The organism is Nocardioides dilutus, from assembly GCF_054779555.1.
This window is the reverse complement of the sequence record NZ_BAAGYA010000001.1, coordinates 1,745,085-1,767,936: the sequence shown is the minus strand read 5'-3', so window position 1 is coordinate 1,767,936 and position 22,852 is coordinate 1,745,085. Positions and strand designations below refer to the sequence as shown.

Here is a 22,852-nt window from a genome sequence, read left to right as displayed (position 1 = left end):
CCACGGCGTGACCAGCACCCGGCGCCTCAGGCACGCCCTCGTCCTCGTTCCCGCCCTGGTGGCCGCCGGCCTGGCCGTGCCCGGGCCAGCCCCCGCCGCGGCGCCGGCGGGGCCCGTGGGGCCCGTGGGATCAGCGCCGGCGGCCGAGTCGCGCACGTGGGACTCGACCTACTACTCCAGCCCGCCGCCACTGGTGGCGCCGGCCGACTCGGCCGCAGGTGCGGCGGTCCCCGCGGACCGAGCCGCGCCGAAGCCGCCGGCGACCAGCGGGTTCGTGACCGGCCGGGTGATCGGGCCGGGCGGCAAGCCGGTCAAGCAGGCCCTGATCTACGGCGTCCGCTACTCCGACCTCGGTCTGCCCGTCGACTTCAGCGAGGAGGAGCGCGTCGTCACCCGGACCACCGCCAACGGCTTCTTCCGGCTCCCGCAGCTCACCGAGCGCTACCTGGTCCGGATCTGCTCCGCCGAGCCTGGCGCGGTCGAGTGCAGCACCGACCCGGTGGTCAAGAGCTTCGCGCCGTCGTACGTCGGGCCCGACGGGACCACGGTGAGCTGGCTGCGCCAGACCTCGATGTTCCCGCCCCGCAAGCCGTCCCGGTCGATCGGAGAGGTCACCGTCAAGGCCTCGGCGGTCCTGGCCGGCACGTTCAGGGGCGGCGAGAACCAGACCGTCTACCTGCTGCGCGGGGACAACAGCATCGCCGACCGCGCGTTCACCGACGAGAAGGGCAAGTACCGCTTCGAGGTCGCCGGCGGCACCTACCGGGTCGAGGTCGACAAGGACCCGGGACTGCGCAACGACTTCACCGTGCCCGGCTTCCGCTCCGACAAGCTCAAGCTCAAGCCCGGCAGGATCAAGCACCTGTCATTCCGCACCCGGCACGCCGGCGTCGTCCGTGGCACCGTCACCTCGGGCGGCAGCCCGGTCGCGGACGTCTTCCTCGCGATCCTCGACGAGAACGAGCGGTTCGCGGCCGGCGTGGTGACCGACGCGGCCGGGCAGTACGCCGTGACGTCGCTCGAGCCCGGCGACTACACGGTCCGCACGTCGGTCGGCTTCTCCGACTACATGTCCCAGACCAAGCCGGTCACTCTCGAGCAGACCGTCCCCAAGACCGTCGACTTCGCGCTCGACCCGGGGGCCACCGTCCGGTTCTCGGTCGCGGATGCGACGTTCCCCGGCGGTGACGGCGACATCCAGGCCGAGCTGCGCAACCAGGCCGGGCGGGTGATGAAGGTCTACGAGGGCAATCCGGCCAACGAGCCCGGCGGCCAGGTGGTCCTCCGCGGGCTGCCGCCGGAGCAGTACAAGCTCTACGTCCGGCGCGGCGCGTTCCCGCTCGCACCCCCGGAGGAGACGTTCTTCCCGTGGGCCCAGCGCAGCCTGGACGTGCTGGCCGGCTCGGACACCAACCTGGGCGCCATCGCCCTGGACCAGGCCCCGATCACCCTGAGCGGGCGGATCAACAAGGGCTCGCAGGTCAAGATCACTGCCCTCCCCCAGGACCCGTGGCTGCGGGAGGCCCACGAGGTCGGCGACCAGGCCACCCCGATGGCCCTGCTGTGGACCGAGGTGGCCAGGAGCGGCAGCTACACCGCCCACGGGATGGTGCCCGGCACCTACAGCGTGCTGCAGACGACGTCCTACCGGGACCGTGGTGACAAGGGCACCGCCCACGGCGCCAACGTCGCGACCATGCTCCATTCGGTGACCGTGGCCGGCGCCACCACGGCCGACTTCGTCGCACCGAAGGGGGCGATGGTGAAGGGCCGGATGACCTATGGCTCCAACGGCCTCCCGGTGATCGCACCCATCGGCTTCCGGGTCCACGACAGCGGCCCGCAGTCGTGGCTGTTCCCGACGGTCTCGGGCAGGCAGAAGTTCGGCAAGGGCTTCCGGGTCGAGCGGCTGCACAAGGGCGACGCGGTCGGCCGGATCCTCGACCTGGAGGCGCTCTACGACGAGCACCCCGACACGCTCATCCCGGACACCCTGGTCTCCTCGGCCCGGCTGGCCGAGGCGGGCACGCCCTACTGGCTCATCGCCAAGGCCCAGCGCTTCAAGCTCAAGGGCAAGCAGGTGCTCGACCTCGGCGTCATCAAGGTGCTGGTGCGCGGGCTGGACCCGAACAGCCGGTAGTCGTCGATCGGCTCAGACACCCAGAGAGACGAACGCCGCCGCCGTGGCTGCGGCCGGGCCGCCCTCGGCGTCCAGCCGGAGGGCGAGCAGGGCGGTCGCCGGGTCATCGCCGCGGTCCAGGTGGGCGTGCAGATCGACCATCAGCTCCGCGGTGACCGCGTCGTTGACCTCGGCGACGCTGCACACCAGCCCCGCCGTGCCCAGCGCGAAGAGGGCCGACGCCAGTCCGAGCAGCTCGTCCGCCCCGACCGGGGCCAGCACGCCCGACTCGCACGCTGAGAGCACCATCCGGTGGGGCGCCACTTTCAGCCGCTCGAGGTCGTGGACGGTCAGCGGGCCGTCGGCCATCTCCAACGCGGAGAAGAGCGGGCTGTCCGCGCGGAACCGGCCATGCGCCGCCACGTGCGCGAGCCGGGCGCCGTCGAGTGCCGCCAGCGCGGCCTCGACGGTGGCGTCCGTCCCGCTCAGGTGCAGGGCGTCCGGCAGCCGCCGGGCGAGCACCGGGACCTCGGCGCCGCCCGTGCCCAGTCCGGGCCCGGCCAGCAGGGTGACGCCGCTGCCGCGCCGCGGCCGGGCGGCGCGAGCGCGCAGCCACTGCGCGGCACTGGGCACCACCCCGAACGGGCGTCCCGCCAGCGCCGGGAGCATCGCCCACGGGACGCCGTGCAGCCGGGCGGTCGGCACCACGACGACCGGACCGTCCGGCAGCGGCGGGGCCGCGTCCCCGAACAGCACCTGCTCCAGCCGGTCGCCGAGGTCGCCGGGCGCGTAGGGCCGGCCGCGGGCGCTGCGGCGCAGGATGAACCGCGCCGAGTCGGCCAGCGCCAGCGCGTCCGCAGTGGTGCCCGCGACGTACCTCCGGACGCGGCCGCGGTGGACGACCAGCACGTGCAGCACTCCGTCGACGTCGACCAGCTCGACCAGGGTGCCGTCGCCGACCGTCGCCACCAGGTGGTCGACGTCGAACCGCTCCACCTCCTCGTCCGCGCCGGCGAGCCGGTGGTGCTCCGCACGCACCTGCCGTTCGAGCCGGGTGCGCTCACCCTCCAGCTCGTCAGTGGGCTCGCCGTCGGCCCGCGCCTGGGTGAGCCGACGCACCGTCTCCCGCAGCGCCACCAGCGACTCAAGGACCGGCGCGCTGCCGGGCGTCACGGGCGCCTGCGCGAGCGCGGTGCTGCGCCAGCGCTCGCTCCACCTGAGCAACGCCCTAGGGTCGCCCGCCGCGTGCCTCAGCGCCAGGGTCGCGAGCTCGGAGCCGTGACCGGTCGCCAGGGCCCGGAGCTCGGTGCTGCCGAGCACCCGGCGGTGGTCGTCGAGCGCGTCGAGACCGCGAGCGCACCCTCGCAGGACCCCGCCCCGGTCGGCCGCGAGCTCGCGTTCCAGGGCCCGCCCCAGCCAGCCACTCGCGCGGACCAGCGACGTCGACCGGGTGCGGTATCCGGCGGCCAGGTCGAGCAGGCCGACACGGCGCCCGTCCTCGACGAGCCGGGACGCGACGATGAGGGCAACCGGGGCCTCGTCGGCATGCTGGGCGTCGAGTGTCTCCGCGACGTGGACCGCCTCGGCCGCGAGCCGCCTTCCGCGCTCACCCGCCCGGGCCCGTGCGCGCACGGCCACGAGCCGGGCCTGCGTCTCCCACCACGAGTCACCGAACCTGCGGTAGCCGTCACGCGCCTGGGCCGCCAGAGCCGCGGCGCCGTCGAGGTCGCCGGCGGCGAGCCGGGCGTTGGCCCCCCAGGTCTGCAGGCGGGCCACGTCGGCCGGGATCAGGTCGGGCTCGGCGAGCTCGCGGTCAGCGACCTCCACCGCCTCGGCGACCAGTCCGGCAGCCAGCAGCGTCTGGCATCGGGCGGTCGCCAGGTGGGGCCGGCGGTGGCCGAGGGCGGCATAGGCCCCGGTCACCTCGTCGAAAACGCGCAGCGCCGCCGGCAGGTCTCCGCGGACATAGGCGAACTCGCCGAGGTTCTGGCGCGCCCACAGCGCCTCGAGCTCCAACCCGGCCTGCTCGAACAGCTCCGCCGCCCGAGAGGTGTGCTCCTCGGCGGCCTCGACCCGGCCCATGGTCATCTCGAGGTAACCGAGGTTGTGTAGTGTCCCGGCCTCCCAGGCGGGCTGGCCGGTGCGACGGAACCCGTCGAGAGCCGCGAGCATGTCGTCGTAGGACGCGCGGTGCCGGCCCAGCATGCCGAGCGCCGTGGCTCGGCGCATCCAGGTCACTGGATTCACGACCGACGGGTCGGCCACGGCGAGGTCGAGGAGTCGCAGTCCCGCGCGAGGTCGGGCGGCAACCACTAGGGTCAACCCGTAAGTCGCGCGGACGTCGCTGACCAGGTGCGGGTCGCCGGAGCGCACCGCCGACCGGACCGCCTCGCGCATCGCCGACACGGCACCGTCCAGGTCGCCACGGTCCCGCCTGACGATGCCCAGCGCCTGCTGGGCACGTGACCGGTCGGCGGGACCTGGGTCGCCCGCGAGGAGCCGGGTCGCCAGCGCCTCCGCGCGCTCGGGCTCCTCGACTGCCAAGGAGACGAGGTCGGCGACGTCGTCACCCCCTGAACGTGTCATTTACGGCGTTCTCCCGGCGCATTACGTTGGCTGTTCCGACCGACCGTCCTCGGATCGGATTCTGCTGTCTATCTCGGAGGATGGTCCATGTCGGCACCGGGAGACTCCCCCACACCCCGCCCGTCCTTCTCGGCACGCCTCCTGGCCTCGCTGCGCGCCACGTGGCACCGCATCCTGGGTCGCCCGTCCAAAGGACAGGAGCCCCAGGACGACCTCAAGCGCCGCACCGCCGAGGTGCAGCTGGGACTGATCCGCGAGGCGTTGGGCCAAGACGGGATCGGCGCGCACTGGGGGGACGCCGCGGAGGACGGGTTCTTCCTCTACCGGCCCGGCCACCTGCTCGTGCGTGATGACGGCCGCGGCTCGCTCGAGGAGTTCTTCGCCGAACGGCAGGAGGACTACGACGGCGAGCCCCGGATCGCCGAGGAGCTCCCGCTCGGGCTCAGCCTCATCGAGCTCCCGCGCCGGCGGGACGGCAAGGACGACCTGCCACGCACCCTGGACGAGATCGAGAGGTCCGGCCGCGACGGGATCGCCACCCCGGACCACCTCCTCTACGTGACGCCCAACGGCTGGGGCCGGCTCTGCCCGGCCACCGAGCCCGAGCTGCCGCTGGGCAAGGGCCCGCTGCCGGCGGTCACCACCAACCCCGACGCGGGCAGCGACATCCGAGTCTCGGTGGTCGACACGGGGTGGTACGACGCGGCGGCGATCAACCCGGAGACACCCTGGCTGGCTGGGTCCATCGAGGGCGACCTCGAGCACGTCGACCCGCACGACATCCACGCCTACGCGGGACACGGCACCTTCGTGGCCGGCATCATCCGCTGCCTGGCTCCCAAGACCTACATCGAGATCGAGGGGGTGCTGACCCACGCCGGCGCCGTGTTCGAGTCCGCCATCACCCGCGAGCTCAACGAGGCGATGTCGGACGAGGACCGACCCCAGCTCATCTCCATCTCGGCCGGCACCTACACGCGCAACAACCGCGGGCTCCTGGTGTTCGAGGCACTGGCGGCCGCACACGGCCTGACCGAGCGCGAGGGTGGGGTGCTGGTCGTGGCGGCGGCGGGCAACGACTCGAGCAAGCGGCCGTTCTGGCCGGCGGCCTACCCCTGGGTGCTGTCGGTCGGTGCGCTGGACGAGGACATGTGCGTCTCGGACTTCTCCAACTTCGGCGACTGGGTCGACGTCTACGCCCACGGCCGCGACCTGGTCAACGCGTTCCCCACCGGCACCTACACCTGCCACGAGCCGCTGCACGCCGGCGAGGTGCGGAGCTTCACCGGCATGGCCCAGTGGAGCGGCACGTCCTTCGCCACCCCGGTGGTGACCGGGCTGATCGCGGCCTACATGAGCGAGCACGGCGTCAGCGCACGACAGGCTCGGGACGACCTGGTCGCGGCCGGCAAGATCGTGACGGACCCGGCCGGCCTCAAGCGACCGGTGGTCGGCCCGCCGTTCGTCTGAGGCTCGTCAGAGGGCGACCCAGGGGCTGGTGAGGGTCCAGTCCCCTGCCTGCACCACGAACCGGACCGGCCCGGGGGCGACGTCGTCGAGCCGGAAGAAGCCGGAGGGGTCGACGTCCAGCGGCTCGTCGTCGGCGATCGTGCGCTGCATCAGCACGGACTGGGCCGTCGCACCCACGACCTGGCCCCTGACGGTGTCGCCGTCGACCTCGACCTCCAGGGTGATCGGGCCGCTCGCGAACGACAGGGTCCGCGCCGAGTCGTCGCCGCGCACCGCGGCACTCTCCAGGGCGGAGTCGTGCAGCAGCTCGGCCAGCTCGGCGTCGACGGTGCGCCAGGTGAACGCCGCCCGCGCGGCTTCGCGCTGCCGGTCGGTGACCAGGTCGGCCTCGGCCACCGCCTCGCGCAGCTCGGCGAGCAGCTGGTCGTCGGTCCAGCCGGTCAGGTCATTCGGTTCGGTCATGCTCGGTCCCCCGTCGGTTCTGGTCCGAGACTGTCTTCTGAGAGGTTGCGCAGCGCCTTGGTGTCGCGCAGCTGCGCGAATGCCCGCGCCCGGGTCGGCCCGATGCTGCCGATCGGGATGCCCAGCCGGCGACTGATCTCCTCGTAGGCCAGCGGCGGGTCGACGAGCAGCATGAGCAGCAGCTCGCGCCGACCCTCCGGCAGCTCGGCGAGGGCGTCGCGCAGGGCCTGGCGGCGTTCGGCCGCGAGCAGCTCGGCGTCGGTGAGGTCGTCGCTGACGCTGTCGAGGCCACCGCCCTGTGGGTCGACGGCACGGGTCCGGCCGCGCGCGGCGAGCAGCCGCAGGCACTCGTTGCGGGCGGTGGTGCGGATCCATCCGGGCAGTGCAGCCGGCTCGCGCAGGTCGCCGAGGTGCTCGACCAGGCGCAACCACACCGTCTGGCCGACGTCGTCACCGTCAGCGGGCGTGAGCCGGTGCTGGCGGGCGATGGCGCCGACCAGCGGCAGGAAGCGCTCGACGATCGCGTCCCATGCATCCTGGTCCCCTTCCTGGGCACGGGAGACGAGGACGGTCAAGGAGTCCGACCCAGACACTGTCGACCTCCTCCACCCGAGCCGCGGAAGCGGCGTGGGTGGCATCGTCTCGTATGTCCAGAGCGATGAGCCACCACCCCTGATACGTCAGGCGTGTCGAGAAAGATCTCGGCGGACTCGTATCACCGTGACCGACCGACGCTCCTTCCTCACAACGGCTGCCTCCCCGCCGCCGTACTCACCCGGCATTCACCCGGAAGGAACCACGAGATGACCTGGCACGAGACCCACGAGCGCACCCGGATCATTCGCGAGGTCGAGGCAGCTGCTGCCGTCGACATGAGCGGCCGCCTCCCCTGGCGTGACTCCTGGTCCGCCTACTTCGGCGACCGCTCCGGGCTGCTCACCGCCCTGCGCTCCCGCTGGGACCGCATGTGCATCGCCCAGCTCGACGAGCTCACCAGCCCCGAGCAGGTGCGCGAGACCGAGCGACGTCTGCGCCGCTCCAACGCGGGCGTGCTGCGCATCCTCGAGGCACACGGTCTGGTCGGCGTCCCCGCTGGGGCGGGCATGGCTCCCCCTCTGGAAGCCGCCTGATCGCTCGACCGCTGAACGTCCGGCGCTGATCTGGGGGGATCGCCGGATTGGGGCACCTGACCCCGCACGCACCTCGGTGCCGCCGCCAGCTGCAGGTGGCCGCACCGAGGTGCCGCCCCCTACCCGCCCAACCCCCGCGAACCTCAAGCCCGATCCGTGCATCGGAGTGGGCAGGACGACTGGAAGGAAACCCCATGACCGAGATCGTCAGGGCCCAACGTGTGCGGATCATCCGAGAGATCGAGGCTTCCGCCGCCCACGACTCCACCGGCCGGCTCCCGTGGCGGCCCAGCTGGGCGGCGTACTTCGGCGACCGGGACGGCCTCCTCGAGGCCCTCGCGACCCGGCGCCAGTGCCTGGCGTTCATCCGGGTCGAGGACCTGCCACCCGGCATCGGTACGGCGGCTCTCGCGAGGAGGATCCGCCGGTCCGACGCCGCACTCGAACGCATCCTGCGTCGCTACGGCCAGCTCGAGGCGGCCTGAGCCGAGCACGGGGCGACGGGCGCCGACCCGGCAAGCTCAGAGGTTCCGCAGGACCTCTCGCATCAGCTCCGCGGTCTCCGAGGGGGTCTTGCCGACCTTGACGCCGACGGCCTCCAGGGCGTCCTTCTTGGCGGCCGCGGTGCCGGACGAGCCGGAGACGATGGCGCCGGCGTGGCCCATGGTCTTGCCCTCGGGCGCGGTGAAGCCGGCGACGTAGCCGACGACCGGCTTGGTCACGTGCTGCTGGATGAAGGTCGCGGCCCGTTCCTCGGCGTCGCCGCCGATCTCGCCGATCATCACGATCGCCTTGGTGTCCGGGTCGGCCTCGAAGGCCGCCAGCGCGTCGATGTGGGTGGTGCCCACGATCGGGTCACCGCCGATGCCGATCGCGGTGGAGAAGCCGAAGTCCTTGAGCTCGAACATCATCTGGTAGGTCAGGGTGCCGGACTTGGAGACGAGCCCGATCTGTCCCTTGCCCGCGATCGTGTGCGGGGTGATGCCGGCCAGCGACTCCTCCGGGGTGATGATGCCCGGGCAGTTGGGGCCGATCATCCGGGTGGACTTGCCCTGCAGGTAGGACCAGACCTCGGCGGTGTCCTGCACCGGCACGCCCTCGGTTATGACCACGAGCAGGCCGATGCCCGCGTCGATGGCCTCGATGCAGGCGTCCTTGGTGAACGCCGGCGGCACGAAGACCACCGAGACGTCGGCGCCGGTCTCGGCCATCGCCTCCTTGACGGTGCCGAAGACGGGCAGCTTCTGGCCGCTCAGCTCGACGGTCGTGCCGGCCTTGCGCGCGTTGACGCCGCCGACGATGTTGCTGCCGGCCTCGACCATGAGAGCGGTGTGCTTGGAGCCCATCCCACCGGTCATGCCCTGGACGATGATCCGGCTGTCCTTGTTGAGGTAGATCGACATGTCTTCGTTCCCTTACGCGTTCGCGAGCTCGGCAGCCTTGTCGGCCGCACCGTCCATGGTCGGCACCTGGGTGACCAGGGGGTGGTTGAGCTCATCGAGGATCCGGCGGCCCTCCTCGACGTTGTTGCCGTCGAGCCGGACGACCAGCGGCTTGCTGGCCTCGTCACCGAGGATCTCCAGCGCCCCCTTGATGCCGTTGGCGACCTCGTCGCAGGCGGTGATGCCGCCGAAGACGTTGACGAAGACCGCCTTGACCTGCGGGTCGCCCAGGATGATGTGGAGACCGTCCGCCATCACCTGCGCGTTGGCGCCGCCACCGATGTCGAGGAAGTTGGCCGGCTTGACGCCGCCGTGGGCTTCGCCGGCGTACGCGACCACGTCGAGCGTCGACATGACCAGACCGGCGCCGTTGCCGATGATGCCGACCTCACCGTCGAGCTTGACGTAGTTGAGGTCCTTGTCCTTGGCCGCCGCCTCGAGCGGGTCCTCCTCGTCGCGGATCACGAACGCCGCGTGGTCGGGGTGACGGACCTCGGAGGCGTTGTCGTCGAGCGAGACCTTGCCGTCGAGCGCCTCGAGCTTGTCGTCGGCGAGCCGGGCGAGCGGGTTGACCTCGACGAGCGTCGCGTCCTCCTCGACGAACACCGTGTAGAGCGCCTCGATCATCGTCACGGCCTGCTCGAAGACGGGCTCGGGGAACTTGGCCTCGGTCGCGATCTCGCGGGCCTTGGCCGCGTCCACCCCCGCGCCGGGGTCGATGGGGATCTTCTTGACGGCATCGGGGTTGGTCTTCGCGACCTCCTCGATCTCGACGCCGCCCTCGACGGAGGCGATGCAGAGGTACTGACGGTTGGCCCGGTCGAGCAGGAAGGAGAAGTAGTACTCCTCCTCCGGGGGCGTCGCCGGGGTGACCAGCACGCGCTTGACCTCGAGCCCCTTGATCTCCATGCCCAGGATGTTGGAGGCGTGCTCGAAGGCCTCGTCGGCGGTCTTGGCGATCTTGACGCCGCCGGCCTTGCCGCGACCGCCGGCCTTGACCTGGGCCTTGATGACCGTGACCCCGCCGAACTCCTCGGCCGCGGCCCTGGCCGCCTCGGCGGTCTCGGCGACCACGCCCAGCGTCGTCACCACTCCGTGCTTGGCGAAGAGCTCCTTCGCCTGGTACTCCATCAAGTCCACTGGGTCTGCACCTGTTCTCGAGACGGTCACGCGTCGTTTCCCGGGGCACCCTAGTCCCGCCCGCGCGGCCGTAGGAGACCGGCTGCCGCGACGTGACGCAGGCCACCCGCCATAACCGCCCCCGACACCGTTCGTTCACAACACGGGGGCCACCCGATTTCGGACAGCGTTGTCAATCCGTTATCGTCTGGGGCTCCGCCTGCCCGTTCCCGATGCGTAAGCAAGAGGTCCTCTTCGTGGGTCACCACCGAGCAGACGTGCCGTCCCCGGCGCGCACCGGCTCAGTGACCCCGATTACTCCGGGACGCCGGGTGGCCGCTGTGCCGGTCGACTCGCCCAGCAGCACCACGTCGCTCACGGTCGAGGCCATCGAGGCCGAAGCCGCCAGGCACGCCTATGTCGGCAAGCGCAGGGCCTCGGTACCCGCGTCCGTCGAGGTGGAAACGCATGAGGCCGAGCACGAGGCGGCGCTCGTCAGCGACGAAAACGTGGCCCGGGTGCTCGAGTCGCTCGAGCCGGTGGACCAGACCACGGGCTTCGAGCACGAGGACACCGCACGCCTGACGATCGAGCGGTCGCAGCCCCAGCCTGAGCCCGAGCCGGAGACCGCGGCACTGCCGGCGACCACGTCCATCACCACGACCTACGTCAACGACCGCCTGGTCGAGCCCGGCAAGCGCCGCGCCGTCAAGCACGCGGGCTCCCGCGGTCCGCTCTTCAAGGCGCTTCCCTCCACCCCCGTCCTCCTCGGCATCGCGGCACTCGCCGTGTCCATCGGCGGAGTGCTCACCGTGCCCGACCAGACGCCGACGAGTGCCGCGACCGACGGCCTCACCCATGCCTCGGCCCTGAGCGGCGAGAGCAACATCGGCAAGGTCGTCGGCGAGCGCGACGACCCTCCCACCCGTGACAACGACCGCACCGCCCAGGCGGACGCCGCCGGGGTCGAGGACCTCCAGGCCGTGGCCGAAGGGATGGCCCAGGACCGCAACCAGGCGCTCACGCAGCTCGCGGGCGCGGCCGAGGAACAAGCGGCGAAGCTCGAGCTCAACCTCTGGCAATACCCACTCGACAGCGTCCAGCTGACCGCCCGCTTCGGCCAGTACGGCCTGTGGTCGAGCTACCACACCGGCCTCGACTTCAACGGCGACAGCGGCGACCCGATCTACTCGATCGCCAACGGCACGGTCACCGAGGCGAGCTATGACGGGGCCTACGGCAACAAGACTGTCATCACCCTCGATGACGGCACCGAGATCTGGTACTGCCACCAGACCTCCTTCAACGTCAGCGTCGGCGATGTCGTCCGCGGCGGCGAGGTCATCGGCACCGTCGGCTCCACCGGCCACGTGACGGGCTCGCACCTGCACGTGGAGGTCCGGCCCGGCGGCGGCGACCCCGTCGACCCCTACGCCGCGATGCAGCAGCACGGTCTTTTCCGCTGAGCGAGCGAGGAACGAGCTCGGTCAGCACGGAAAAGAGGTCGAGCAAGCGTCGCTACTGAGGAACGAAGTAGCGACAGCGTGTCGAGACCACCGCAAGGCGGGCTGGAACTGAAGTCAGGCGTGCGTGTCGTGCTCGTGCGCCCCATGCGACCGCGCCTCGAACTGGATCGTCGAGTGCTCGACGTCGAACTCGTCGGCCAGGCATCCCTGGACCTCGTCGAGCATCCGGGCCAGGTGGCCGTCGTGGAAGCACGAGTCGTCCACGACGAGGTGCGCGGTGAGGACCGGCAGGCCGGTCGCGACCTGAGACGCGTGCAGGTCGTGGACCCCGTGGACGTGCTCGGCGCTCAGCAGCCGGGCCCGCACCGCGTCGAGGTCGAGGCCCGCCGGGGTCGACTCGAGCAGCACGTGCGCGGTCTCGCGGAGCAGCCGGACGGTCCGCGGCACGATCAGCACGCCGATCACGAGCGAGGCGACGGCGTCAGCGCGCAGCCACCCCGTGGTGGCGATGACGACGGCGGCCACCAGCACCGCGATCGACCCGAGCGCATCGTTGGCCACCTCGAGGAACGCCGCCCGCATGTTCATGTTGTCGGTGCGCGCTCCGGCGAGGAGCAGCAGGCCGACCGCGTTGCCGACCAGGCCGACCACACCGAACACGAGCATCGCGGTCGAGGCCACCTCGGGCGGTGACAGCAGCCGCTGCACCCCCTCGACCAGGACGTAGACACCCACCGCGAGCAGCAGCGCCGCCTGAGCGGCGGCACCGAGGATCTCGGCGCGCCGGTAGCCCCACGTGCGCGTCGAGGTGGGCGGGCGCCGGGCCAGGGCCGCGGCGACCAGACCGAGGGTCAGGCCCGCCACGTCGGTGAGCATGTGCGCGGCGTCCGCGAGCAGGGCAAGGCTGCCGGACACGACCGCGCCGACGACCTCGACCACCAGCACCGTGACGGTGACCGCGAGCACCGTGGCCAGACGGCCGCGGTGGTCGGCGAGCCCGGCAGCGCCGTGGTCGTGGTCATGGGCCACAGCAGTGGTCCTCTCCGCGCCAGGCCTCGAGGCCTTCCCGCAGGGCGACCGCGGCGATCACCAGTCCGGCCAGCGGGTCGGCCCACGACCAGCCGAGGGTCGCGTTGAGCACCAGCCCCACGAGCAGGACCGCGGAGAGGTAGGTGCAGAGCAGCGTCTGCGTGGAGTCGGCCACTACCGCGCTGGACCCGAGCTCGCGCCCCGTGCGGCGCTGGGCCCAGGAGAGGAACGGCATCACGACGAGCGACACGGAGGCAAGCGCGATCCCTACGGACGAGGGGTCGGGATCGTGGCCGCCCAACAGCGTACGAACGGACTCGAGGGCGACGTAGGCGGCGAGGGCGAAGAACGAGATCGCCATCAGGCGCAAGGCCCGACGCTCGCGAGACTCCGGCATCGGGTGGCGGAACTGCCAGAGGATGACAAGCCCGCTCGACACCTCAACCGTCGAGTCGAGGCCGAAGCCCACTAGCGCCACGGACCCGGCGACGAGGCCCGCACTGATGGCGATGACGGCCTCGACCACGTTGTAGATGACCGAGGCACCCGCGAGCCGCCGCGCGCGCCGTCCGAGCACCCGGCGGCGCTGGGCGTCCGGGCCCACCCCGACGTCGAGCAGACCGCTCACCTGGGGTCCTCCAGGGGCTCGACGCCGTAGTGGGGACACAGCGCGACGGCGCCCCCGGTCAGGTCGAGCAGCCGCTCCGCCGCCGACCAGACCCCCATCAGCGCCTCGGGATGGGTCAGCGAGAACACCGACGCGCGGCCTTCGGGCCGGGAAGTCACCAACCCGCAGTCCTTGAGGCAAGCCAGGTGCTTGGAGACGGTGCTCTGAGCCAGCCCCAGATGATCGGTCAGGTCGACGACCCGGTGCTCTCCCAGGGCCAGGTGCTGGAGGATGGCGATCCGGTTGGGGTCGCTGAACCCGTGGAACAGCGAGGCCGCGGAGAGCAGTCCGTCCGCTTCGGACACTGACGTGGCGAGCTCCGGAGTATTCATCGCCATTTGACGATGATATTGCCTAGCGGCGTCGTATTGTCAACGACTGCGCGCGCCTACAGCTTCTCGACCGGGGCGTAGCGCAGCAGCAGCCGCTTGACGCCCTCGCTGCCGAAGTCGATGGAGGCGACCGCCTTGTCGCCGTCACCCTCGGTCGTCACCACCGTGCCGAGACCGAACGTGTCGTGCTGCACCCGGTCGCCAGAGGCCAGCACGGGAATGGGACGGGACGCCTTGGCCTTGCGGGCCGCGTCGGCCCGGGCCGCGGCGGCCGAGAAGTTGCGGCGCCCGCCCGCGGTCGGCGATCCCAGGCCCGGGCGGCGGTAGGTGTCGCGCTCGCCGGACCAGGCCGGCCGCTCCCAGACCGCCTGCTCAGCCTCGGTGCGCCGCCAGTCGACGAGGTCGACGGGCAGCTCGTCGAGGAACCGGGACGCCGGGTTGTGGGACGGCGCACCCCAGGCCGAGCGCACCAGGGCACGCGAGACGTAGAGCCGCTCGCGGGCGCGGGTCAGCCCGACGTAGGCCAGCCGGCGCTCCTCCTCCAGCTCGGGCCGGTCGCCGAGCGAGCGGGAGTGGGGGAAGATCCCGTCCTCGAGGCCGGTGAGGAACACGACCGGGAACTCCAGGCCTTTGGCGGTGTGGAGCGTCATCAGCGTGACGACGCCGTCCTCGTCGTCTGGGATCTGGTCGGTGTCGGCCACCAGGGACACCCGCTCGAGGAAGTCCGCGAGCCCTGGCTCGACGAGCCCGGCGTCGACATCGGTCGGGTCGGCCGACGGCCCCGCCACCGGGTCCTCGCTGAACTCGCGGGCGACGGCGACGAGCTCGGCGAGGTTTTCTTGGCGGGTCTCGTCCTGCGGGTCCGTGGACTCCTCGAGCGACCTGAGATAGCCGGAGCGCTCGAGGACGGTCTCGAGGACGACGTCGGCGCGCTCACCGGCGTCGACCATCGACTGGAGCTCCTCCACCATCGCCACGAACCCGCGCATCTGGGTCAGAGACCGGGTGGCGACGCCCGGCGCCTGGTCGGCGCGGCGCAGCGCCTCCCAGAAGGTCAGCCGCTCCTGCTCCGCGAACGCCTGGACGCACGCGATCGCGCGGTCTCCGATGCCGCGTTTGGGGACGTTGATGACCCGGCGCAGCGAGATCTCGTCGGCCGGGTTGGCCAGCAGCCGCAGGTAGGCGAGGGCGTCGCGGATCTCGCGCCGCTCGTAGAAGCGGACGCCTCCGACCACGCGGTAGGGCTGGCCGGTGCGGATGAACGTCTCCTCGAACACCCGGGACTGCGCGTTGGTGCGGTAGAACACCGCCACGTCCGCGGCCCGGACCTCGGCCTCCTTGCCGAGGGTGGTGATCTCGCCGGCCACGAACCGCGCCTCGTCGTGCTCGTCGTCGGCGACGTAGCCGACGATCCGCTCGCCGTCGCCGGCGTCGGACCACAGCGTCTTGTCCTTGCGCCCCTCGTTGCGGCTGATCACCGCGTTGGCGGCGGTGAGGATCGTCTGTGTGGAGCGGTAGTTCTGCTCCAGCAGGATCGTCCGGGCGTCGGGGAAGTCGTCCTCGAAGTCGAGGATGTTGCGGATGCTGGCGCCCCGGAACGCGTAGATCGACTGGTCGGCGTCACCGACGACCATCAGCTCGGCCGGCTCGGCGCGCGGTCCGGCGTCGTCCAGTCCGCCGTCGCGGTCCTCGAGGTCGGCCGCGCACAGCTGGTGGATCAGGGCGTACTGCGCGTGGTTGGTGTCCTGGTATTCGTCGACGAGCACGTGCCGGAACCGGCGGCGGTAGGTCTCGAGCACGTCGGGGTGCTCGGCGAACAGGTGGACGGTCAGCATGATCAGGTCGTCGAAGTCGAGGGCGTTGGCCGCCCGCAGGCGGCTCTGGTAGAGGGCGTAGGCCTGGGCGTAGGTCTCGTCGAGCTTGGTCCGGGCCTCGTCGGCGGCGTCCTGCTCGTCGCGCAGCTCGTTCTTGTGGTTGGACACCCAGTGCAGCAGCGCGCCGGCCGGGAACTTCTTGGCGTCGAGGTCGAGGTCGCTGGCGACCAGCGCCATCAGCCGTTTCTGGTCGGCGGCGTCGTAGATGGAGAACGACTTGCCGTAGCCCAGCCGCTCGATCTCCTTGCGCAGGATGCGCACGCAGGCGGAGTGGAACGTCGAGACCCACATCAGCCGGGCCCGGCGGCCGACGAGCTGCTCGACCCGCTCCTTCATCTCCGCAGCGGCCTTGTTGGTGAACGTGATCGCCAGGACCGAGCCCGGGTGGGCCCCGCGCTCCGAGACGATCCACGCGATCCGCCGGGTGAGCACCCGGGTCTTGCCCGACCCCGCGCCGGCGACCACGAGCAGGGGCGCGCCCTCGTGCACCACGGCCGCTCGCTGCGGCTCGTTGAGTCCCTCGAGCAGCTGCTCGCGGGTCGCCGTACGGCGCTGTTCGGCGGGCGTCTCGAGGCCCTCCAGCCCGGGGATCGCGTCGGTCGTCATCTCGCCGACAACCCTACGTGCGCCTACCCTCAGCGGCCGGCGTGGCCAGAGGTGATGGGAGCGTGCGAGCGAAGCGAGCGTGGCGAGCGGAGCGAGCGCGCCCCGCGATCGGCCCGCGGCCACGATGGACGGCGGAGCTCCGCGGAGCGGAGCGGAGCGTCCGTCGTGGGTGCGGGCCGAAATTTGCGGGGGTAGACAATCAGTGACTCGAGGACCAGAACACGGCCACCCCGATGTTGGCCGCGGTCAGCACGAGCAGGCCGACCCACAGCCCCTGGGGGATCCGCTCCTTGCGCACGTTGGCCATCACCAGCACCAGCAGCACCAGGCCGATGACCGTCTTGACAGCGATCTTGGCGTTGTCGACCGTCCCGAGGTCACCACCCTGGATCACCCCGACGAGCGCCAGACCGGTGAGGAACGCCGTACCCGCCCCGTCGCGCATCGCAGCGTTGACCCGCTTCGGCTCCTCCCGGCCCTGGACGAGGAGCCCGCCGAAGAGCGCGGCCCAGCCGAGGATGTGGACGAAGAGCAGGATCAGCCGCAGGGTCTCCATGGGGTGCAGCCTAGGAGGTGCCGGCCGGGGGCTGCGTCAGAGGAGCCGGCGGTCGTTGGCCCAGCGGGTCAGCTCGTGGCGTGAGGACAGCTGCAGCTTGCGCAGCACCGACGACATGTGGGTCTCGACGGTCTTGATCGAGATGAACAGCTCCTTCGCGACCTCCTTGTAGGCGTAGCCACGAGCGATGAGCCGCATGACCTCACGCTCGCGCTCGGTGAGCCGGTCCAGGTCCTCGTCGACGGCGGCGACCTCGATGGTGCCGGCGAAGGCGTCGAGCACGAAGCCGGCCAGGCGCGGAGAGAAGACCGCGTCGCCGTCGGCCACCCGCCGGATCGCGGACACCAGCTCGGGGCCGGTGATGGTCTTGGTGACGTAGCCGCGGGCGCCGCCGCGGATCGTGCCGATGACGTCCTCGGCCGCGTCGCTGACGCTCAGCGCGAGGAACTGGGGCTGACGCGGCTGCCCCGGGTGGCCGGCGGCCTGACCGGTCCTCCTCATCACCTCGACCCCGCCACCCCCGGGTAGGTGGACGTCGAGGAGCACGACGTCGGGCGAGTGCGCGGCGATGGCGGCCACCGCCTCGTCGACGTCGGCGGCCTCGGCGACGACGTCGACCACGCCGGCGCCGGCGTTGGTCAGCTCCGAGCGCACGCCGCTGCGGAACATGGCGTGGTCGTCGACGACCACCACGCGCACGGGGGCGTTGTCTGTCATGTCGTCTCCTTGGATGAGGGTGGTGGTGCGGTGTCGCCGGGTCGGGGCAGCCGCAGCCGGACCTCGGTGCCTTCGTCGGGTGCGGTGCGGACCTCGGCGGAGCCGCCGTGCCTGGTCATCCGGTCCACGATGCTGTTGCGCACGCCCATCCGGTCCTCCGTCACCGCCCCCGGGTCGAAGCCCACGCCGCGGTCGCGGACGAACACCGAGACCGTACGGTCGTCGACCTCGGCGTAGACGTCGACCCGCCCGGTGCCGGCGTGCTTGGCGGCGTTGGTCATCGCCTCCCTGGCCGCGGCGACGATCGGGCGCAGCGTCTCGTGCATGGGGCAGTCGCCCACGGCCACGACGTCGACGCTGACGCCGTGGGCGTCCTCGACCTCGGCGGCCGCGCCGCGCAGGGCACTCGCCACGCTGCGGTCGTCGATGGACTCGCCCGCGTAGAGCCACGAGCGCAGGTCGCGCTCCTGCGCGCGGGCCAGGCGCGCGACCGTGGCGGGGTCCTGCGCGCTCTTCTGGATCAGAGCCAGTGTCTGGAGCACCGAGTCGTGGAGGTGCGCCGCGACGTCGGCGCGCTCCTGGGTGCGGATGCGCTCGGCGCGCTCCGCGCTCAGGTCGGTGGACAGCCGGAACACCCACGGGCCCACGACGAACAGCAGGCCGGCGACGCCGAGCCCACCGGCCAGGAGGGCCAGTCTCGCCTCGCGGAGCGACCCGCCGTCGAAGCCGATGATGAACATCGCGGTGATGACCAGCACCATGCCGACCAGCACCCGCGCGTAGGCCGCCCAACCGCCGCTGCCGAAGACCAGCCTGGCCGGGTTCATCCGGCCGCTGGTGATCCAGCGCTCCCGCTGGACCTCGTCGGCCTGCCGCCACAGGAGGCCGACCCCCACGACGCCGATGACGATCGACCAGAACACCGCGCCCTGGCCCAGCGTCGCCTGGACCAGCAGGATCGCGCCCAGCCCCAGGGTGGCCAGGACCACGAGGGGGCCGACGTCGCCCAGCCGGCGGCGTACGCCCGGCCGCCGGCCGCCGCGGGTGTGGCTCTCGGCGCCGGGCGTGCTCGTCTCGAACGCCGTGTCGGCGGGCAGCATGAGCCACCACCCGGCGTAGAGCGCGACGCCCAGCCCGCTCAGGGCGGTGGCGGCCACGAAGGCGACCCGCACCCACAGCACCGGAAGGCCGAGATGGCGCGCGAGACCGGCCGCGACGCCGCCGATGATGGGCGCCTCGGTGTCGCGGGTCGCGCGTCGGTAGGCGTACGGCGCGTCGGTGGGAGCGGTTGACATGTCACTGCCAGCATCCCAGAGCGGGGGGTCGCACCCCATGAGGAAGCACCCCGAGACCACCCTGACTCGGCGCCCCTGGGCTCGGGTGCCGCTCAGGGTCGTCCCCGATGGTGTGGGACCACCCCGGAGAGGAAGGTTGAGGCATGACCACCATTCCGCCCGAAGCCCCCCCGGGTCCCGACCCGGCCGGCGACCCCGGACCGCAACAGGAACCGCAACAGGAACCGCAGCAGGGACCTCGCCCCACCGGCGGCGACATCCGCGACCTCGCGCGGCTGCGGCGTACGACCGGGCCGGACAAGAAGGTCGCCGGTGTGGCCGGCGGGCTAGCCCGGCACCTCGACGTCGACCCGCTCATCCTCCGGGTCGCCCTGGTGGTGCTCGTGTTCTTCGGCGGCGCCGGTCTCATCATCTACTTCGCGTGCTGGCTCCTCGTGCCCGAGGACGGTGACGAGCGGGCGCCGTTCAACTTCGACGAGCGCACCCGCACCGTCGCGCTCCTGATCGCCGGCGTGATCGCCGCACTCGCGCTGATCGGCGACACGATGGGCGGCTACGGCTTCCCGTGGCCGTTGGCGGTCCTCGCCGTCATCGTGCTGGTCGTGGTCGCGTTCGGCGACCGCGACCGGCCCAGGCCCACTGCGCCCCCGGTGCCTTACACGCCGCCGACCAACTACGGGCCGACCAGCTACGGGCCGGCCAGCTACGGGCCGACCCACTACGGGCCGCAGAACCAGCAGGGCTGGGTCTCGCCCGCGGAGCCCACTGCGACGTACGTGCCGCCGAGCTCCGCACCTCCCGGCTACCCCGCACCGCCCACGTCCTGGCAGCCGCGGCCGCCACACCCGCGCAAGCGCGGGCCGATCCTGTTCTGGTTCACATTGGCGCTCGCCGCGCTGGGGATCGGCCTGCTCGGCATCGTCGACCTGGCCGGTGCCGGCGTGGCCGACTCCGCCTACCCCGCGCTCGTCGTGGCCGTCTGCGGCGTGATGCTCCTGATCGGCGCGTTCTACGGCCGGGCCGGCGGCATCATCCTCATCGGCCTGCTCGCAGCCATCGGCATGGCCGGCGCGACGGCCAGCAGCAGGTGGGACGAGAGCGTGGTGAGGATGCCTGCGTCGGCCGACCAGGTGCAGTCCCGCTACGAGCTCGGGGCGGGCGAGCTGGTGCTCGACCTGACCGAGGTCTCCGACCTGGAGAACCTGGACGGGCGAACCATCGACCTGCGCACCGGCCTGGGCCGGATCGAGGTGTTGATCCCCCAGGGCCTCGACGTCGACGTCACCGCCAACGTCGGGCTCGGTGACGCCGACATCTTCGGTGACAAGCAGGACGGCGGCGGGATCGACACGACCGGTTCCTACGACGGCGGGGTCAACGTCCCCGACCTCGACCTGGACATCGAGCTGGGTCTCGGCGAGGTCGACGTCCACGTGGTCAACGACACGACAGGAGAGGTGCGATGACCGACAGTCGGAACGACTCGAAGGGCAGGGCCGGCGTTCTCTCCGCGGGGCGCCACCCGGTCAACATCGGTCACCTGGTGATGGGACTGGCCTTCCTCGGCCTGGTCGGGATCTGGTCCCTGATCGTCAACGACGTCGTCGACGACAACGACATCCGCTGGCTGCTGCCGGTCCCATGGGTGCTCGCCGGCCTCGGCGGCCTGGCCGCCCTGGCGGTCAGCGGGAGCCGTCGCTACGCCACCCGGGCCAACGGCTGGGTCGACACGCCGGCGTCCGAGCCGGAGGATCCGGTCGAGCCCACTGACCCCGAACCCAAGCCCTGACCTACCCCACGCGTGCTGGCCGCCAGGCGTCCCTGGCGGCCAGCGCCACGTCGGGGTGGTCGCAGAAGACCCCGTCCACCCCGGCGTCGAGCAGGGCTGCCAGCTCGCCGGCGGCGTCCCCGCGACGGTCCGGGTCGTCGCCGCGGCGGAACCGGGGGGACAGGAAGCGGTTCTCGTCGCGCAGCGTCCAGGCCAGGACGCGCAGCCCCGAGAGGTGGGCGTGGTCGACCAGCGCCTCCGCGTCGGCCGGCGCACCGAGCAGTCGGCTCTTGGCCAGGCCCACGGCGTCGGCGTACCGGGCCACCATCCGCAGGCCCCGGGGCGAGACCAGGTCGTCGAACGTCGTCGGGTCGCCGGCCGCGGCCAGGTCGACCGGGACACCGGAGGCCTCGACGAGCTGCACCAGCCGCAGATCGGTCCGCTCACGCAGCCGGTGAAGGCAGCTCGGCTCGAACGACTGCAGGTGGACGCCGCTGTCACGGCCGTCCAGCCCGTGGTCGCGCAGCACGTCCAGGACCGCGGTCTCCAGCGAGCGGCCGAGGCCGGCCAGCCTCGAGGCGTCCTTGAGCTCGGCGTGCACCCCGATCGGCCGGTGGAGCCGCCTGGACTCGGCGGCCAGCAGTAGGAGCAGCTCGTCGAAGGTGAGGACCTGCTCGAGACCGTCCCACCGGCCGTTGCGGGGTCGCGTCCCAGGGAAGCGCTCGACCGTCCGCAGGGACTTGAGCTCGGCGAGGGTGAGCTCCTCGACCCGGTGCCCGGGCAGCTCCGGGTGGTCGGCGATGTCCGTGGTGGCCCTCAGGTCACTCTCGTGGCGGACCACCACGACGCCGTCGCGAGTCAGCAGCAGGTCCGGCTCCACGGCATCGACACCCATGGCGATCGCCAGGCAGTAGGACGAGGCCGTGTGCTCGGGTCGGTAGCCCGGCGCCCCGCGGTGCCCGATGATCGTGGCCACGGCATCAGTGCAGCCGCCTCGGGTGACGCTCAGGCGGGGTCGAGATGAACCCGCGGCGACCCGGCGGCGTCGAGATGCACGGATTGGCTGTCCGGACGTCGCTGGGACGACCATTTCGTGAGTCTCGACGCCCCCCGGGGCGCCCATGGCAGGGTGGTCCGCCGTGACGCTCCCCCACCTCGGCACCCTGGTCCCGCTCCCCGTCGCCGACAGACCGGACCTGCTGGCACCGGCGGTCGTCGAGGCCCTCTCCGGCTGGGCGCACGCGGGTGACATCGCGGTCGTCGAGATCGACCCGGAGGTGGCGGACACCGCCGCGATGAGCGCGGCCTACGACCTGCCGATGACCACCGGCGCCAACTGCGTGGTCGTGGCCGGCCGCCGCGCCGGCGAGGAACGGGTCGCGGCGTGCCTGGTGCGTGCTGACACCCGGGCCGACGTCAACAACCTGGTCAAGCGCACCCTCGACGTGCGCAAGGCGTCGTTCCTGCCGATGGACCGCGCGGTGAGCGAGTCCGGCATGGAGTACGGCGGCATCACCCCGGTCGGGCTGCCGGCGGGGTGGCGGGTGCTGGTCGACCCGCGGGCGCTGGACATCGAGGTGGCCGTGATCGGCTCAGGCGTACGCCGGTCCAAGCTGCTCGTCCCCGGCCGCCTGCTCGGGGAGCTCCCACGCGCCGAGGTGGTCGAGGGGCTGGCCGGATAGGACGGCCGGGCGCGCGGGTACAGACCGGGCGTGGAACAAGCCGACAGCCAGGCGGACAGCAGGACCGGAGACGGCCGGAGCGAGAGCGCCACCGAGCGCGCCGACCGCAAGTGGAACGACATGCTCCAGGAGCTGCGCGTCATCCAGACGGGCGCCCAGCTCACCGCGGGCTTCCTGCTGACCCTGCCGTTCCAGCAGAGGTTCGCGGACCTCACGGACCTGCAGCGCGACGTCTACCTCGGTCTGGTGCTGCTGGCCGCGGCGATCACGGCGATGGTGCTCTCGCCGGTGGCGATCCACCGGCGGCTGTCCGGCGAGCAGGTGAAGGACCGGCTGGTCCGCGCGTCGCACCTCATCATGCGGACCGTGCTGCTCCTGATGGCCCTGCTGGTCGCGGGCATCGTGGCCTTCATCTTCGACGTCGTCGTCGACCGCACCGGCGCGGTCGTCGCGGGCGGGGCGATCCTGGTGCTCCTCGTGGCCATGCTGGGGATCGTGCCCCGCACGCTCGTGCCCAGGTGAGGGCACACTG

General features: G+C 72.0%; 22 protein-coding genes. 9 read left to right on the top strand and 13 right to left on the bottom strand.

The window, feature by feature from the left end; all coding sequences use genetic code 11:
• The first annotated feature begins 7 nt into the window (after positions 1-7).
• Positions 8-2,140 carry a carboxypeptidase regulatory-like domain-containing protein gene (locus ACYVC6_RS08625; protein WP_460712963.1) on the top strand — a complete coding sequence of 711 codons (2,133 nt, stop codon included), beginning with the start codon at positions 8-10 and terminating at the stop codon, positions 2,138-2,140.
• A 12-nt stretch (positions 2,141-2,152) separates the two neighbouring features.
• On the opposite strand, the gene ACYVC6_RS08620 is transcribed toward ACYVC6_RS08625, so the two are convergent.
• Positions 2,153-4,705 (bottom strand): CHAT domain-containing protein, encoded by a 2,553-nt coding sequence (locus tag ACYVC6_RS08620; RefSeq protein ID WP_460712961.1) that lies wholly within the window; start codon positions 4,703-4,705, stop codon positions 2,153-2,155.
• Positions 4,706-4,792: 87 nt separating this feature from the next.
• Here ACYVC6_RS08620 and ACYVC6_RS08615 point away from each other — a divergent pair, with 87 nt between their 5' ends.
• Positions 4,793-6,175: a S8 family peptidase gene (locus ACYVC6_RS08615; RefSeq protein ID WP_460712959.1), complete on the top strand. Its 1,383-nt coding sequence runs from the start codon at positions 4,793-4,795 to the stop codon at positions 6,173-6,175.
• A 6-nt stretch (positions 6,176-6,181) separates the two neighbouring features.
• On the opposite strand, the gene ACYVC6_RS08610 is transcribed toward ACYVC6_RS08615, so the two are convergent.
• Both ACYVC6_RS08610 and ACYVC6_RS08605 read right to left on the bottom strand, forming a co-directional pair.
• Positions 6,182-6,637: a hypothetical protein gene (locus ACYVC6_RS08610; protein WP_460712957.1), complete on the bottom strand. Its 456-nt coding sequence runs from the start codon at positions 6,635-6,637 to the stop codon at positions 6,182-6,184.
• Complete coding sequence (locus tag ACYVC6_RS08605) at positions 6,634-7,230, bottom strand: RNA polymerase sigma factor (protein WP_460712955.1); 597 nt, start codon at positions 7,228-7,230, stop codon at positions 6,634-6,636. Before ACYVC6_RS08605 ends, ACYVC6_RS08610 begins: the two co-directional genes overlap by 4 nt.
• 210 nt (positions 7,231-7,440) lie before the next feature.
• Between ACYVC6_RS08605 and ACYVC6_RS08600 the strand changes: the two genes are divergently transcribed.
• Both ACYVC6_RS08600 and ACYVC6_RS08595 read left to right on the top strand, forming a co-directional pair.
• The gene (locus ACYVC6_RS08600; RefSeq protein ID WP_460712953.1) at positions 7,441-7,767 is read left to right on the top strand and encodes a hypothetical protein; all 327 of its coding nucleotides are present in this window, start codon (positions 7,441-7,443) and stop codon (positions 7,765-7,767) included.
• Between the two features lie 194 nt (positions 7,768-7,961).
• Positions 7,962-8,252 carry a hypothetical protein gene (locus tag ACYVC6_RS08595; protein WP_460712951.1) on the top strand — a complete coding sequence of 97 codons (291 nt, stop codon included), beginning with the start codon at positions 7,962-7,964 and terminating at the stop codon, positions 8,250-8,252.
• Between the two features lie 36 nt (positions 8,253-8,288).
• Here ACYVC6_RS08595 and sucD read toward each other — a convergent pair whose 3' ends face one another.
• A complete protein-coding gene (gene sucD, locus ACYVC6_RS08590; RefSeq protein ID WP_460712949.1) occupies positions 8,289-9,170 on the bottom strand; it encodes a succinate--CoA ligase subunit alpha in 882 nt (293 codons plus the stop codon).
• Between the two features lie 12 nt (positions 9,171-9,182).
• Entirely contained in the window at positions 9,183-10,349 is a 1,167-nt protein-coding gene (gene sucC, locus ACYVC6_RS08585; protein ID WP_460712947.1) for an ADP-forming succinate--CoA ligase subunit beta, read from the bottom strand.
• A 212-nt stretch (positions 10,350-10,561) separates the two neighbouring features.
• Here sucC and ACYVC6_RS08580 point away from each other — a divergent pair, with 212 nt between their 5' ends.
• Positions 10,562-11,794, top strand: a complete 1,233-nt coding sequence (locus ACYVC6_RS08580) for a M23 family metallopeptidase (protein WP_460712945.1) — start codon at positions 10,562-10,564, stop codon at positions 11,792-11,794.
• Positions 11,795-11,908: 114 nt separating this feature from the next.
• Here the strand turns inward: ACYVC6_RS08580 and ACYVC6_RS08575 are convergent, their stop codons facing one another.
• From ACYVC6_RS08575 to ACYVC6_RS08545, 7 genes are all read right to left on the bottom strand, one after another.
• The gene (locus tag ACYVC6_RS08575) at positions 11,909-12,823 is read right to left on the bottom strand and encodes a cation diffusion facilitator family transporter (protein ID WP_460712943.1); all 915 of its coding nucleotides are present in this window, start codon (positions 12,821-12,823) and stop codon (positions 11,909-11,911) included.
• Positions 12,813-13,451: a cation diffusion facilitator family transporter gene (locus tag ACYVC6_RS08570; RefSeq protein WP_460712941.1), complete on the bottom strand. Its 639-nt coding sequence runs from the start codon at positions 13,449-13,451 to the stop codon at positions 12,813-12,815. The genes ACYVC6_RS08575 and ACYVC6_RS08570 overlap by 11 nt, the downstream gene beginning before the upstream one ends.
• On the bottom strand, positions 13,448-13,828 hold the full coding sequence (locus tag ACYVC6_RS08565) for an ArsR/SmtB family transcription factor (protein ID WP_460712939.1): 381 nt from the start codon (positions 13,826-13,828) through the stop codon (positions 13,448-13,450). The genes ACYVC6_RS08570 and ACYVC6_RS08565 overlap by 4 nt, the downstream gene beginning before the upstream one ends.
• A gap of 50 nt (positions 13,829-13,878) precedes the next feature.
• Positions 13,879-16,302: a DNA helicase PcrA gene (gene pcrA, locus ACYVC6_RS08560; RefSeq protein WP_460712937.1), complete on the bottom strand. Its 2,424-nt coding sequence runs from the start codon at positions 16,300-16,302 to the stop codon at positions 13,879-13,881.
• A gap of 199 nt (positions 16,303-16,501) precedes the next feature.
• Positions 16,502-16,858 (bottom strand): hypothetical protein, encoded by a 357-nt coding sequence (locus tag ACYVC6_RS08555; protein WP_460712935.1) that lies wholly within the window; start codon positions 16,856-16,858, stop codon positions 16,502-16,504.
• A gap of 36 nt (positions 16,859-16,894) precedes the next feature.
• Positions 16,895-17,575, bottom strand: coding sequence for a LuxR C-terminal-related transcriptional regulator (locus tag ACYVC6_RS08550; protein WP_460712933.1), 681 nt, complete (start codon positions 17,573-17,575; stop codon positions 16,895-16,897).
• Positions 17,572-18,870, bottom strand: coding sequence for an ATP-binding protein (locus ACYVC6_RS08545; protein ID WP_460712931.1), 1,299 nt, complete (start codon positions 18,868-18,870; stop codon positions 17,572-17,574). The genes ACYVC6_RS08550 and ACYVC6_RS08545 overlap by 4 nt, the downstream gene beginning before the upstream one ends.
• A 143-nt stretch (positions 18,871-19,013) precedes the next feature.
• Between ACYVC6_RS08545 and ACYVC6_RS08540 the strand changes: the two genes are divergently transcribed.
• Together ACYVC6_RS08540 and ACYVC6_RS08535 are read left to right on the top strand one after the other, a co-directional pair.
• A complete protein-coding gene (locus ACYVC6_RS08540) occupies positions 19,014-20,336 on the top strand; it encodes a PspC domain-containing protein (protein ID WP_460712929.1) in 1,323 nt (440 codons plus the stop codon).
• Positions 20,333-20,659 carry a hypothetical protein gene (locus ACYVC6_RS08535; RefSeq protein WP_460712927.1) on the top strand — a complete coding sequence of 109 codons (327 nt, stop codon included), beginning with the start codon at positions 20,333-20,335 and terminating at the stop codon, positions 20,657-20,659. The genes ACYVC6_RS08540 and ACYVC6_RS08535 overlap by 4 nt, the downstream gene beginning before the upstream one ends.
• Before the next feature lies 1 nt (position 20,660).
• Here the strand turns inward: ACYVC6_RS08535 and ACYVC6_RS08530 are convergent, their stop codons facing one another.
• Positions 20,661-21,614 carry a glycerophosphodiester phosphodiesterase family protein gene (locus tag ACYVC6_RS08530; RefSeq protein ID WP_460712925.1) on the bottom strand — a complete coding sequence of 318 codons (954 nt, stop codon included), beginning with the start codon at positions 21,612-21,614 and terminating at the stop codon, positions 20,661-20,663.
• A gap of 145 nt (positions 21,615-21,759) precedes the next feature.
• Between ACYVC6_RS08530 and ACYVC6_RS08525 the strand changes: the two genes are divergently transcribed.
• Together ACYVC6_RS08525 and ACYVC6_RS08520 are read left to right on the top strand one after the other, a co-directional pair.
• The gene (locus ACYVC6_RS08525; protein WP_460712923.1) at positions 21,760-22,320 is read left to right on the top strand and encodes a YbaK/EbsC family protein; all 561 of its coding nucleotides are present in this window, start codon (positions 21,760-21,762) and stop codon (positions 22,318-22,320) included.
• Positions 22,321-22,350: 30 nt separating this feature from the next.
• Positions 22,351-22,842 carry a DUF6328 family protein gene (locus tag ACYVC6_RS08520; RefSeq protein WP_460712921.1) on the top strand — a complete coding sequence of 164 codons (492 nt, stop codon included), beginning with the start codon at positions 22,351-22,353 and terminating at the stop codon, positions 22,840-22,842.
• Positions 22,843-22,852 lie beyond the last annotated feature (10 nt).